The organism is Chryseobacterium herbae (genome assembly GCF_025154075.1).
GTDB lineage: Bacteria > Bacteroidota > Bacteroidia > Flavobacteriales > Weeksellaceae > Chryseobacterium > Chryseobacterium herbae.
The window spans coordinates 588,062-601,862 of sequence record NZ_JAOAMU010000003.1 but is presented as its reverse complement, the minus strand read 5'-3'; the positions used below and the strand labels follow the sequence as shown (position 1 = coordinate 601,862).

The window sequence follows — 13,801 nt, the reverse complement described above, 5'->3', positions numbered from 1 at the left end:
ACGTATTTAAAATCCAAGTTCAGGAATACGGCAGACAGGCGGACATGGTTTCGCCCAATCGTAAGTATTTGAAATAGTTTCTGTGCTTTCTCCCTCCTGAAGAAGTTGATGGAACGAGATGAAGATCACCGTTACCAGCATTCTCTGGTAAATATCGTTGTATCTGAGACCAAACGAACATTTGATCCCGGTAACTTCCGGATACGGGTGAGAAAGATCCGCCATAGGAATATAAAATCTTTTAAAAATTCTTTCTCCTCCGAATTCTGTACACTCGCGGAAGAACCATTCCATTCCTTCATTTTTCCAACGCTCAATCGATTCTACAGCGATATCCTGGTCAAGAATTGGCTGGTTGGTTACCGGAAGATTTGTATTGGTATTGTCATCTATTTTTGTAAGTTCACTAGAAAGAACAGCATTTTTGACAACGGTAAATTCTTTTGTTTCCTGCAGTCTTATATTTTGTTTAAATACCTGGAGCTTGGTGTACTGATATTCAACAACACTTTTATCAATATGTCCCGTCTCATCCAAAGGAAGGAAAATCAGAACCATGCAGTTTTCAAATACACCTACTTCTGCACAGATGTCCGGGTAATTATTTTTCTCTTTGATTTTATCAATCTGCTCTTTAGACAGTTCAAAGATTTGATTGGTTTGTTTGATCAGTTGGGTGATCAAGTAATAATCTGGCCTACATTTGCGCCACTCAGCGACCGCCAGTTTGTAATCGTTCTCGTTCATAATTTCATGGTTTGTTTAGTGCCATAAAATTATATAAACTAAACCTCCTGCACAAATAATCGTATCATAAATTTATTATCCGTAAAACAAATTTAATTTTAGGCTTCAAAAATCCACAAAACAGTATCAGGCAGTTTGTGATATATGACTGAAAAGTCTGTATAGACAGAAAGATACAGCTATAACAGATTTAAAAACGATAATGAAATTGTTTCCTGAATTCTGGAATATGGCAGGAATTAAAATTGAAAGGAAATGAAGAAAAGAAAATCAATAATTCCTTACCGTGATATGATAACAGCTCTGCTGTCTTTCTTTGATGTAATAAATTCTACCAGCCGTTGCATAATACTTTAAAACTTTCTCCAGTGCCACTTCCATTTTCGGATTGTACTTCAGGACATCATTAAAACGGATATAAGAAATATCAAAAGAGTTTCCGTAATTGTGGGAACTGATCCCCATTGAAGCATTCGAATTTACCCTTCTCAGCCTGCACTGGTCCTCAAGTGTCCTGGTGATGGATGAAACAGTGAAGGTACGTCCTTTTGTTTCTTTGCTGAATCTGGATGCCATCTTTTCAAGAGTGGCTTTCGCTTTGGAAACCATATAAGCCCGGCTGTAATCAAGCTTCTGAACGCGATAGCCTTTTCCACTTTTTTTTATTTTATGAAATTTTCCGCTGTTGATGTATTTCTGTACTGTTTTGGAATCTGTCAGCAGTTTTACCCCAAAACTTTTTGAAGCATCCAAATGCGACTTGTACAGCGCCGTTGGTTCTACTTTCAGTACCGACGAAAGATCATAACAAGGGACAGTTTTTTTTGTTCCCTGCGAATAATAAAAGCTATACATAAAAGGCACAAAGGCCACACACAAAAACTTTCTCATTAACCTGCTTTTAAATTACTAAACGAAAGATAAACATTTATGCTATGTCATTCAAGCCTCACATAATGCCATCCTGAAAAAATTCCCAACAAACATCAAACCAAATTATTAAATCTTTAAATTTCAGTTAAAAAAAAGTTAAAATATTTTCCACTTTAACTTTTTATTTTAAAATTTAAATTTTACATTTGAGATACATTTAAATAATAAACAACATGATAAAAAAACTTTTTGCTGAATTTTTCGGCACATTTTGGCTTGTTTTCGGTGGCTGCGGAAGCGCGGTTTTTGCTGCCGGAGTTCCTGATATCGGAATTGGCCTGCTGGGCGTAGCTTTAGCGTTTGGTCTTACCGTTCTTACGATGGCTTATGCTGTCGGGCATATTTCTGGTGGACATTTCAATCCGGCAGTATCTTTCGGACTTTTAGCTGGAGGCAGATTTTCGGCAAAAGACCTTATTCCTTATGTGGTAGCGCAGTGTCTTGGAGCATTGGTAGCTGCAGGATGTCTTTATGTAATCCTTAGTGGTTCCGGAGCTGTAGATTTTTCTAAACCGGGAGCTTTTGCCACCAATTTTTATGGAGAAGCAGTCTACAACGGAAAAGCTTTCAGTATGGGTGCTGCATTCCTGGCAGAATTCTTACTGACAGCGTTCTTCCTGATTGTAATCATGGGAGCTACAGACAAATGGGCTAATGGAAAATTTGCAGGTATCGCTATCGGTCTTGCTTTGACATTGATCCACCTGATCTCTATTCCGATTACCAATACTTCGGTAAACCCGGCAAGATCCCTTTCACAGGCAGTATTCACCGGCGGGCTTGCGATGTCACAGCTTTGGCTGTTTTGGGTAGCGCCTATTGCGGGAGGAATTGTAGGAGGATTGATCTACAAGTTCCTGCTTCAGAGAGATTCAACGGAAGTTGTAGCAGATTAATACCAATCACTATATAAAAAACATAGGCTGTCATTTTTGGCGGCCTATTTTTATGCGTCCGAGTTTGAGTGTCGGAGAGTTTTAGGGTTTGAGAGTGTATGAATGGAGCGTTAGTTGACAGTTGCTAGTTCACAGTTGTTGGTTCGAATCCCGAAACCCGCATCCCGAAACTAAAAATTCACCACAAAAGATCTCATATCTCCAGTCTCAAGTCTGACATCTGACATCTGACATCTACTTCATCTTCTTAATATCAAAAGGATTTTTAAAGATCAACTCTTCCTGTTTTCCTTTGATTTCCATTTTACGCTGTAGTAAATTCAGGGCCATTTTCCGGATAAAGAGATCTTTGTCATTCAGTTTCCAGTAAGGATCTTCATGGACTCTTTTCGGGCTGCGAATAAGATAAAATTCAGTTTCCCAGGTATCAGCATTGTGGTAAAATTCAATAATTCCACAGTGTTCAGGGATCAAACTATGGTCTATCATTCCCATCGGGAGCAGAAAACTAAAAGCATTGCAGATATAATCGCCACAAGAAATTTTATCATGTTTCAGAAATTTCTCTCCTGTTTCTTTATTGAGATATGATTTTTTGAAATCGTTTTTAAAGTCGCTTTTAGAAAGCTTGATCTCTATTTCATGGCTGAAACCATCCGCATCTATGAACAGCATATCCGCTTCCCAGTCGGCCTGGAAATAATTCGTCAATACAATTTCTTTTTCGAAATCGCAGTGGGAATGGATATAGGCATGGACAAGTTCTTCTATTTTCAGCACTATATATTACTTTTTTTGCAGTTCAACGACACCATAATGCAACCAGACTCCAAAAAAACCTGTTTTAGTAAAATAGGTTTCTTCTTTTCCGAATGCAACGGTTGTATCAGGCGCCGTCTGGCAGATAAAAAAATGTCCGCCGTCAATACAATTTATTTTTCCTTCTTTATGCATATCTGTTAAGCCAAATTCTTTGTATTCATCCTCATCATTTGCAAGGTCAAATAAAAACCGCTTAACGGTGATTTTATCTTTACCACCATCTCTTTTCGAGATCATAGACCAGCGAACCAGATCTGATTTCTCTTTATCCCGAACTTCCTCAGCATCAGCATCCTTCATTCTTACAACCACCAAAGTATCAGTCGTTGTTACAACTCCGTTACTCATCTCATTGACCATATAAGTTCCGGACCAGATATCCTTTTCTGCTTTTTTTTGAGCAGACATTAAACCGGATAATCCGATCAGTAGTAAAACTGTAAATACATTTTTCATGAGATCCATAAAAGTTATTATTTGAATTAAGAAACCAATAAACTGCATCCCCGGATATCGGAGTGGTCTATTCTTCCAAGCACCTGAAATTTATCTTCCGGGAGTGTTTTACCTAAATCCTGCGTTGCAATAAAGCAGCACGAGTGGATATTGGCCAGATCTATAATATTAACCGCTCCGGTTCTCCCTTCCTGTTCGTAAGAAAACGGATCTTCTGCATTTCGTACCAATATTTTCATCCAGTTGGGACATTTATACTTGTTATTTCCAAGCGAATAGGCCTGTGAAAGCAATTCCGTCATGGAATATTCCGAGTAGATTCTGTCTGTTTTAAAACCATTCTGCAGAATTTTCAGAAGCTCATCTTTTGTCATTTCCTCTTTTCTGCCTTTCATTCCTCCGGTTTCAATAACCGTCAGATTCTGAGATTCTTCAATTGAAAAATTAAGAGACTCAACGGAATCCAGAAAATCTAAAAGCGCAAAAGAAACCCCGAAAAGAATGACTTTTTTATCTTTCAAACGGTTTAAAAGGTCAAACAGTTCCGAATGATTGTAAAGAAAATACCCGTTTTCAGGTTTTGCAGATTTCTTCATCAAATAATCAACCATATAAATCAAAGAAGAATTCTGTTTTTCCAGATAACTTGGAAGCAGGCCCAGAAAAATAAAATCTTCCGGCTTTCCTATAAACTGTTCAAAACTTTTATAAATGCTTTCTTCATAGAGATCAGGATCTGCAATAAAATGTTTTGAAAGGTTCATCTGCGTAGTCCCTGAACTCTGAAAAAACAGATCTGTAGACGCATTCCTGTCTAAAATCTGATGGTTTTTAAACATTTCTATTGGCAAAAAAGGAATCTTCGCCAGACTGTTGATCTCATCCGGGTTTATTTTCAGATAATCCACGAACTTTCTATATATCTCGACATTTTCATACTGGTAATGAAAAGCTGCCAATGAGGCATTCAGAAAATCCTTTTCTGTCTGTATACTGAATATATTTTCCAATTTTCAAGACTATTTTTTAACTTATTACCAACTCACAATGAATGAATTACATAAAAAGTATATTTTTTTTAATATTTTTTAATCGAAGATTTACACTTTGGTAAACTTCTTGCAACTACCTATTCGGAATATGGATTAAAAACAAGAGTGAGCTTCGGTTCATTCGAAAATTACCTCTCTCAGGGGTAATTTTTTTTTGTGCCATCTTTAAAAGTTTTCAACTCAAAATCGCTTTCAAAAACTCCATAAGTAAAATAAGAAATCCAGTCGCCCAGATTGACGTACTTTGCTTTCTGTTCAAGATCCAGCACCATTGGAAGGTGACGGTGACCATAGATAAAGTAGTCAATATTCTGGCTCTTCAGTTTTTCTTTTGAATAGATGATCAGGAATTCTTTGTCTTCTCCTAAAAACGCCTTATCCTCGTCTCCGGAGATCATTTTATTTTTCTGCGAAAGATACAAAGCCATTTTCATGGCAATATCCGGATGCAGCCATTTGAAAAACCATTGTGCCACAGGATTTGTGAACAGTTTTTTCATTCTTTTGTAACCTTTATCACCAGGTCCGAGACCGTCTCCATGAGCCAACAGAAATTGCTTTCCGCCCATCTCAAAATACTGTTTCTGATAAAAAACGGTACATCCGATCTCTTCTTCAAGATAGTCCTTCATCCACAGATCATGGTTTCCCACAAAGAAATAAATATGAATTCCTCTGTCTTTCAGTTCGGCTATTTTTCCGAGAACACGTACATATCCTTTTGGAATCACATGCTTCCATTCATGCCAGAAGTCAAAAAGATCACCCATTAAAAACAAAACCTGAGCATCTTCTTTGATCTCGTCCATCCAGCGGATAAATTTCTCTTCACGCACTTTGCTCTCCTTAGGCGTAGGAGCCCCAAAATGCTGATCTGAAGCAAAATACACTTTTTTTCCAGGTTCTAAATTAATAATTGTTTTTAACACCGGTCTGAATTTTTATGGATAAATTACTGTTACTTATTATCTTCTGCGAACCATTCTCCATAAGAGTTTTCCGTTTCGTGAAGTTTAAGGTAGGCCAGAGAAACCTCAGCCGGAAGTTTTGATTTTATTTTGGCAGCTATAGCATACAGCATGTTCTCGCAGGTAGGCTGAAAGCTGCAATAGATTACTTTATGTCCTTTATTCTCAAGATCTTCGCCCAGTTCTTTGTGGGGCGACAATGCGTTAACAAGAACCGCATGATCCCAAAGATCCACAATCTCAGATTTCACGATACTTTTAATATCTCCAAAATCCACTACCATTCCGTTTTTGGAATTCTCCAAATCATTAATCACTTTTCCTTTTACCGTTACAAACAGTTTGTAGGAATGCCCGTGCATATTTTTACATTTCCCATCGTAGTTGTACAGCACATGGGCCGTCTCGAATGTGAAAATTTTTGTAATACGTATCATACTCAATGTATTATTTTTAAATAACTGATTTCCATAAAATTAGATTTGAACCCATTAAACGAGTTCAAAATAGCAGTCTACTTTTATAAAAACCATAAAATAATGTTCAAATTTAAAATAAAAAAGAGCAGGAAAAAAACCTACTCCTAATTTTGTTTTGCAAGTTGCTGATATTATTCATTTTATTCTTTGAATTAATCCTATTCTTCGAAGGATAGATCTATAGAATTTTCATTTTCAGCATGACCTGTTTTAATAAATCAAAATAATTTCTGATCAAATCTAAAAAATTCAGATTTACCGATATCTGTAAAAAATTGGTGTTTATAGTATAATTTGTGCAGATTTTTATTCTAGACACTTTTTACAACATTTCAAAAAAAATAAATCAAAATATTGTGATATATTATTTAAAATTATATATTTGTTTTTTATTACCCCATGAGTATTAAAATTGTAATGATCCGGATTGTACCGCTTATTTTGAAGAATAAATGGAGACTATAGATTATTAAGTCTGATTGCGTTTTACTTTAATTTGCAGATGTTCGGAAGGTGAAAAAGTAGAATAAAAATACGAACTATAGTACTGGTCACCCACACGACATACTCATCTTAAAAATAAAGTAAAACATGAAAAAAGCAATTTTCATCATTTTGGCATTAAGCACTGTAGCTTGTAATTCTGAAAATTACGAGGATTCAAAGCCGGTATCATCTTACACATCCAAAAATTCAGATCTGGTTACTGCTTCTAAAACAAGACCTCAAAAATGGGCTAAAAAAGTCTCAGGAACCCCTTTCGATAATCTTTACAAAGTCAATGATGATGTCTATAGAAGTGAACAGCCCGATACCGATGGTTATAATTATTTTCATCAAAATAATATAGCTTCCATTCTCAATCTAAGATCAGGTCACACCGATAATGTCGGAGGAACCAGCTACACGGGTAATCTGTACTCTGTTCCAATGACGGCCTCGTCAGTTTCCGATGTGGAAATTATCCAGGCTTTGCGAATTATAAAAACAGCTCCAAAACCAATAGATATACATTGTCAACATGGAAGTGACAGGACTGGGGTAACAATGGCTATGTACCGTATTGTTTTTCAAAACTGGAGCAAGCATGACGCTACTGAAGAAATGACAGACGGAGGTTATAATTTCCATCCACAGTATACCAATCTGATTAATTATATCAAGAATGTGGATGTGAACTATATTAAGACACAGGTATTTAACTAACCTTTTATTTAAATTTTACAACTTTTTTTGTTTGCATAAAAGAGGTATTTACAATAAAAACACCGGTATTCAGGTGTTTTTTTTATGCTAAAATTAAATGTAATACCATTTTCAAAAGATATAAACTCAGTTATTCAGTAAATTTACTCAGCCAGTCGCTTTCCAGTCTTTTCATCTTTTGAGTTTTCAGATCGACCAAAACCCAAAGTGTACTTGAGTCTACCACAAGCTTATCATTACAATAAAATTCAACTTTTCTAGGTTGTTTTACGCCTTCCGGAGCCTTCGGATAAGTTTTCACCGTTATTATATCATGCAGATAAACCTGTTTTTTATACTGAATATGATGATCAACGAGTATCCATGCCAATTCTGCATATTCTGTCTTATGTTTTAAAGAATTCCAGTGTTCACCGGCAATTTCTTCCACCCAATGCACGTACTGTACATTATTGACATGATTATTCTGATCTATGTGTTCTTCAGTTACCTGAATCTGTTTCTGATAAATTAAATCCATTGTTTTTTCGGCTTCATGAATAATCAAATATATGAACTTTTGATCCCGATTACAGTCCTCAATGAATTAAAAGTGAATTAAATTTTGAGTGTTTTTCCAGAAATCATCCTATAAAAAAGATGAAGCAGGCCGGCCCATCGGCGCATACTTCATCATCATCATTTGTGTTTTTAGAATCTACTTTTTCCCTATTATGACAATCACTTTTTTATGATATTGTAATTTTCAATAGATTACAACGGAAAATCCTTTTTTTCATCTTTACTTTTATTTTCGAGATATTCCATACTGCTGCTTTATTCAGTGATGATCTAAAAATCATGGGCATTGGCAGGGGCACCAATTTTTTTTACAACTGATCTGTATGATCCGGATGTATATTTTTTTCTACTTAATTTTCATTTCTAAAGAAATCCCGTACAATAGGAAATCAATAATATAATTAATGCACTAAGGATAAAACCAAAAATGAAACTTGGGGCAGAAAAGAGAATATTTTTTGTTTTCATAAAAGTGTTTTTTAAACAGTGAAACAATACATTAAAATTCAGTGTCATTTCGTTCTGTTCAAAACTAGGATAAATGATAAAAAGAATAAAGCGATTATAGGAGCTGTTAACAACGAAAATATACAAAACACTGAATTTCAACAAGTAACAGATATGATGTTAACACATTTTTTTCCAAAAGATAACACTTTATTAACAGAAAAAAGACCACAACAGCCTCGAAAAACATGTAAAAAATTAAGCAAAACGCTACTATATTGTAAAAAAAATGAAAAGGAAGACCAATTATGAATCTTAATAATTAAAATACATTGCTCATTATTTTGATATTTTTTACATAATTTCAATTGATTAGTGACTTCTTTTTCGTTCAAAAAAAACCTTCCCAATCATGAGAAGGTTTGCTGTTTATAAAAATTAATGGAAAATAATTAATGGAACTGTGCTGTTTCTGTAGAATCTTTCATCGCTACCGTTGCAGAAGAACCGTTCGTCACTACATTCTGGATTTCATCAAAATATCCTGTTCCTACAAACGACTGGTGTTTCACCGCTCTGAATCCTTTCTGCTGAAGGGCAAATTCGCGCTCCTGAAGTTCAGAATATCCCGCCATTCCTCTTTCTTTATAAGCTAAAGCAAGTTCAAACATAGCAGTATTCAACGCATGGAAACCTGCCAATGTGATAAACTGGAATTTATAGCCCATTTTTGCAAGCTCTTCACGGAAGTTAGCCATTTCTTCCACACTTAATCTCGCCGCCCAATTGAACGATGGCGAACAGTTGTAAGCCAACATTTTTCCCGGAAACTGAGCATGAATGCCTTCTGCAAATTTTCTGGCCTGCTCCAGATCGGGATTAGAGGTCTCCATCCAGATCAGGTCTGCATAAGGCGCATATGAAAGCCCACGGTCTATTCCCTGTTCTACTCCATTGTTTACCACATAAAAGCCTTCGGAAGTTCTTGCTCCGGTTACAAATTTCCGATCTCTTTCATCGATGTCTGAAGTCAGAAGGTCTGCCGCATCAGCATCTGTTCTTGCAATAATGATACTTGGAACCCCCAAAACATCTGAAGCCAAACGGGCCGCAACCAGTTTATTAATCGCTTCCTGAGTAGGGACTAAAACTTTTCCGCCCAGATGTCCGCATTTTTTTGCCGAAGAAAGCTGGTCTTCAAAATGAACTGCCGCAGCTCCAGCCTCAATCATCTGCTTCATCAGCTCAAAAGCATTCAGATTTCCGCCGAATCCTGCTTCCGCATCTGCAATGATCGGAACTAAATATTCCTTATCTCCGTTCCCACTTACCGACTGGATCTGATCTGCTCTCAATAAAGCATTATTAATCTTTTTCACCACAGAAGGCACTGAATTCGCAGGATATAATGACTGGTCAGGATACATTTCCCCCGATAGGTTGGCATCCGCAGCCACCTGCCACCCTGAAAGATAGATCGCTTCCAGTCCGGCATCAACTTCCTGAACCGCCTGGTTTCCCGTTAATGCACCAAGTCCAGCCACATAATCTTGGTTATTCAGTTTATCCCAGAATTTTTTGGACATTTCCGTCGCAATGGTGTAATCAATTTTGTAAGAACCGCGAAGCTTTAATACTTCTTCAGCAGTATACGTTCTTTTTATTCCAGCCCAGCGGGGATTGTTCAGCCAATCCTGTTCTATAGCATGGATCTGTTCTTGTCTTGTTTTCATAATATTTTGGATTTGTTGTTTTGTATTAAGGGGAGAGTGTTTGGGTGTTTGAGAGTTGGAGTGTCTGAGTGTCGGAGAGTTTTAGAGTTTTGGAGTTGCTGGTTGCTAGTTGCTAGTTGCTAGTTGCTAGTTAGAACCACGAAACCCGTACCCCAAAACTTTTTTGGGTTGATGATTTACAAATGCTAGTTCTCAGTCCTCATACCACCAAACCCGCATCCCGAAACTCCAAAACTCTCCCACGCTCTTACTCAATAAACGGGTACGCTTTAAAGGTCAGGAATTCTTCGAATTTTTCTGAGAATATCAGTTCATTGAAAAGCTCTTTGGCTAAATTGAATTTCCCGTTTTTGAAACGTTCCTCGCCGACGTATTTTTCAATATATTCTATTTCTTCAGCCTCCCATTGGAGAATCATTTCTCTGGTTAGGACAAGACCATTATCGAGCTTAGCATCATTTTTGAGCCATTGCCAGAGCTGTGTTCTGGAGATTTCTGCGGTTGCGGCATCTTCCATCAGATTGTAAATGGCTGCTGCACCGACTCCCATCAGCCAGCTTTCCAGATATAAAATACCTACGTTGATGTTTTTTCTGACTCCTTTTTCAGTGATTTCGCCTTGTGGAACTTCCAGCAGATCTGTTTCTTTGATATGGTATTCAAACTTTTTATCAATCTGGTTCTGTGCAGGCATATGGTGATCGAAAATTTCTTTCGCTATTGACACTAAAGCCGGATGTGCCACCCAGGTTCCATCGTGACCGTTTTTCACTTCACGTTCTTTGTCTTTTCTTACTTTTTCAAAAGCAGCGGCATTGGCTTCATCATCATTTTTGACAGGAATTTGTGCAGCCATTCCACCGATAGCATGAACGTTTCTTTTGTGGCAGATCTCAATCACTCTTTTTGAATAAGCACTCATAAAAGGAGAAGCCATAGTCACCTGATCTCTATCGGGAACCATAAATTCAGGAAGATTTCTGAATTTTTTGATGAATGAAAAAATATAGTCCCATCTTCCACAATTCAGGCCGGCGCTGTGTTCTTTCAGCTCAAATAAAATTTCATCAATCTGAAAAGATGCTGTAATGGTTTCTATTAAAACTGTAGATTTAATGGTTCCTGTTGGAATTCCGAGATATTTTTGTGCAAAAACGAAAACCTCATTCCACCAGCGGGCTTCTTTATAATGTTCTAATTTAGGAAGATAAAAGTAGGGACCGCTTCCACTTTTAAGCAACTGTTGTACATTATTAAAAAAGTAAATTCCAAAATCCGTCAGTGAGCCGGATGCCTTTTCACCATTGATTTCTATATGTTTTTCTGGAAGATGCAATCCTCTCGGACGAACCTGTAAAACAGCCGTTTTTTCGTTCAGCTGATAGCATTTTCCATTTTCAGCGGTGAAATCTATATTCCGTCTTATAGCATCTGCCAGATTCACCTGCCCCTGAATACAGTTCTCCCAGGTTGGCGAGCTGCTGTCTTCAAAATCGGCCATAAATGTTGATGCACCGGAATTAAGTGCGTTGATGATCATTTTCCGGTCTACAGGACCTGTGATCTCTACCCTTCTATCCAACAGATCAACAGGAAGTGGGGCGCATACCCAATTTCCGTTTCTCACCTCTTGAGTTTCGGGCAAAAATCCCGGAAGATTTCCCAAATCAAAAAGCTGCTGCGTTTTTTTTCTTTCTTCTAAAAGCGCTAATCTATTTTGATTGAAATTCTGATGAAGCGCTACCAGAAAATCGGTCAGTTCAGGAGTAAAAACCTCTTTAAACTGCTTTGGAGCTTTTATTTCTAATTGAGTTTTGGTTTCCATAACCTATTGATTTTGTGATTTGATGTTACAAACATAAATAAAAATTTTCACAACCAGCGAACGTTCGCTAATTATTTTTAAAATTTATTATGCGGATAATCGCATCCAATTATTTATATTTGACTATGAATTCAGAAAGCGATTTTATCAAAACAGTTTTCGGACTAAAGCTCAAACAGCTTAGACAAAAGAAAAACTGGTCTCTGCAGGATCTTGCGGTAAAGACCGGTCTGTCTAAATCTTACCTTAATGAAATTGAAAACGGAAAAAAATATCCAAAGCACGATAAGATCATCCAACTTTCGGAATCTCTGAGCTGCACTTTTGATGAACTGGTTTCTACCAAACTTGACAAAAGTTTAGCTCCATTCAACGAAATTCTGCAGTCCGATTTTTTCAAGGAAGTACCGCTGGATCTCTTTGGCATCAGCAAAAACAATCTGATCAGTATCATTAGTGATGCGCCCAAAAAAGTAACTGCTTTTATTAATGCTCTGATCGAAATCTCGCAGAATTATAATTTAGGGAAGGAACGTTTTTACTTTGCTGTACTCAGGTCTTTCCAGGAACTTTATGATAATCACTTTCCTGAAATTGAGGAAAAAACGGTAGAATTTATCAAAGAAAATGGACTGGATATTAGTAAGGATCTGAGAGCATCTGTTTTAGAAAACATTCTTACTGAAAAATTTCACTACAGCATAAGATCTGAGGATTTTGAACAGTTCGGAACTTTGGATAATCTGCGTTCCCTTTATATTCCTGAGCAGAAACTGCTGCTTTTGAATAAGAAACTTGAAAAAGATCAGCGAACTTTTATCATGGCTAAAGAAATCGGATTCAATGTTTTGGACCTTAAAATTCGTCCAAACACGTATTCATGGCTGGATTTTGGGAGTTTTGAAGAAATTTTGAATAATTTTTATGCTTCTTATTTCGCCGGTGCTTTATTAATTTCAAAGGAAAAAACGCTTGAAAAAACTTCAGAATTTTTACTCCAAAATACATGGGAACCGAAGAGTTTTGAAGCGCTGATTGAAAGTTTTACAGATTCTCCTGAAACGTTTTATTACCGACTGACCAATCTGCTTTCATCTGAATTGGGCATCAAAGATTTATTCTACCTGTGTCTGGTCAAGAAAAAAGATTCGGATAAGATCCAGATTTTAAAGGAACTTCATCTGAATCACCAGCAGGCACCGCATGCGAACGCTATGAATGAACATTACTGCCGAAGATGGATTGCTGTCAAAAATTTACACCATTTAAAGGAGAATGAAACGCTTACGGATGCTCAGATTTCGCATTACAAGGATCAGGGAGTAAGCTATCTTGTGATTTCAACTTCACAGAAAAACCCGTTTTCAGACGGCAGCAACAGAAGCTACTGTCTTGGTATTTTACTGAACTCGCAGACTATTAAAAAAATCGGTTTTGTAAAATCCCAGACTTTAAAAACGGTCAATGTAGGAGTTACCTGCGAATCCTGCAGTATTCCGGATTGTGAAGTACGACAGGCCCCGCCGGTCCGACTGGAAAAAGAACACTTTAACCTCAGTATGAAAAATGCAATTGAGAAGATCAGAAAACAATTGATAATTGATAGTTGATAGTTGATAGTTGATAGTTGATAGTTGATAGTTGATAGTTGATAGTTGATAGTTGATAGTTGATAG

The 13,801-nt window shown here is 36.9% G+C and carries 13 protein-coding genes; 3 read left to right on the top strand and 10 right to left on the bottom strand.

Going from position 1 to position 13,801, the window contains the following annotated elements; genetic code table 11:
- Positions 1–6: 6 nt before the first annotated feature.
- Together N0B48_RS12735 and N0B48_RS12730 are read right to left on the bottom strand one after the other, a co-directional pair.
- The gene (locus N0B48_RS12735) at positions 7–747 is read right to left on the bottom strand and encodes a hypothetical protein (protein WP_259839170.1); all 741 of its coding nucleotides are present in this window, start codon (positions 745–747) and stop codon (positions 7–9) included.
- Positions 748–1,017: 270 nt separating this feature from the next.
- The gene (locus N0B48_RS12730) at positions 1,018–1,638 is read right to left on the bottom strand and encodes a DUF5715 family protein (protein ID WP_259839169.1); all 621 of its coding nucleotides are present in this window, start codon (positions 1,636–1,638) and stop codon (positions 1,018–1,020) included.
- A 218-nt stretch (positions 1,639–1,856) separates the two neighbouring features.
- Here N0B48_RS12730 and aqpZ point away from each other — a divergent pair, with 218 nt between their 5' ends.
- Positions 1,857–2,576: an aquaporin Z gene (gene aqpZ, locus N0B48_RS12725; protein WP_259839240.1), complete on the top strand. Its 720-nt coding sequence runs from the start codon at positions 1,857–1,859 to the stop codon at positions 2,574–2,576.
- Positions 2,577–2,810: 234 nt separating this feature from the next.
- On the opposite strand, the gene N0B48_RS12720 is transcribed toward aqpZ, so the two are convergent.
- The 5 genes from N0B48_RS12720 to queD form a co-directional block, all read right to left on the bottom strand.
- Complete coding sequence (locus N0B48_RS12720) at positions 2,811–3,356, bottom strand: hypothetical protein (protein ID WP_259839167.1); 546 nt, start codon at positions 3,354–3,356, stop codon at positions 2,811–2,813.
- Between the two features lie 6 nt (positions 3,357–3,362).
- Complete coding sequence (locus tag N0B48_RS12715; RefSeq protein ID WP_259839166.1) at positions 3,363–3,854, bottom strand: phosphate ABC transporter permease; 492 nt, start codon at positions 3,852–3,854, stop codon at positions 3,363–3,365.
- A gap of 26 nt (positions 3,855–3,880) precedes the next feature.
- Complete coding sequence (locus tag N0B48_RS12710) at positions 3,881–4,864, bottom strand: LuxE/PaaK family acyltransferase (protein WP_259839165.1); 984 nt, start codon at positions 4,862–4,864, stop codon at positions 3,881–3,883.
- Between the two features lie 179 nt (positions 4,865–5,043).
- A complete protein-coding gene (locus N0B48_RS12705) occupies positions 5,044–5,835 on the bottom strand; it encodes a UDP-2,3-diacylglucosamine diphosphatase (RefSeq protein ID WP_259839164.1) in 792 nt (263 codons plus the stop codon).
- A 29-nt stretch (positions 5,836–5,864) separates the two neighbouring features.
- Positions 5,865–6,311: a 6-carboxytetrahydropterin synthase QueD gene (gene queD, locus N0B48_RS12700; RefSeq protein WP_034731429.1), complete on the bottom strand. Its 447-nt coding sequence runs from the start codon at positions 6,309–6,311 to the stop codon at positions 5,865–5,867.
- 633 nt (positions 6,312–6,944) lie between these two features.
- Between queD and N0B48_RS12695 the strand changes: the two genes are divergently transcribed.
- Positions 6,945–7,559, top strand: coding sequence for a phosphatase domain-containing putative toxin (locus tag N0B48_RS12695; protein ID WP_259839163.1), 615 nt, complete (start codon positions 6,945–6,947; stop codon positions 7,557–7,559).
- 130 nt (positions 7,560–7,689) lie between these two features.
- On the opposite strand, the gene N0B48_RS12690 is transcribed toward N0B48_RS12695, so the two are convergent.
- The 3 genes from N0B48_RS12690 to aceB all read right to left on the bottom strand — a co-directional run bounded on the left by N0B48_RS12690 (position 7,690) and on the right by aceB (position 12,125).
- Positions 7,690–8,079, bottom strand: coding sequence for an acyl-CoA thioesterase (locus N0B48_RS12690; protein WP_259839162.1), 390 nt, complete (start codon positions 8,077–8,079; stop codon positions 7,690–7,692).
- 940 nt (positions 8,080–9,019) lie between these two features.
- A complete protein-coding gene (gene aceA, locus N0B48_RS12685) occupies positions 9,020–10,300 on the bottom strand; it encodes an isocitrate lyase (RefSeq protein ID WP_259839161.1) in 1,281 nt (426 codons plus the stop codon).
- A gap of 247 nt (positions 10,301–10,547) precedes the next feature.
- Positions 10,548–12,125, bottom strand: a complete 1,578-nt coding sequence (aceB, locus tag N0B48_RS12680; protein ID WP_259839160.1) for a malate synthase A — start codon at positions 12,123–12,125, stop codon at positions 10,548–10,550.
- Between the two features lie 125 nt (positions 12,126–12,250).
- Between aceB and N0B48_RS12675 the strand changes: the two genes are divergently transcribed.
- Complete coding sequence (locus tag N0B48_RS12675) at positions 12,251–13,735, top strand: helix-turn-helix domain-containing protein (RefSeq protein WP_259839159.1); 1,485 nt, start codon at positions 12,251–12,253, stop codon at positions 13,733–13,735.
- Positions 13,736–13,801: the final 66 nt, after the last annotated feature.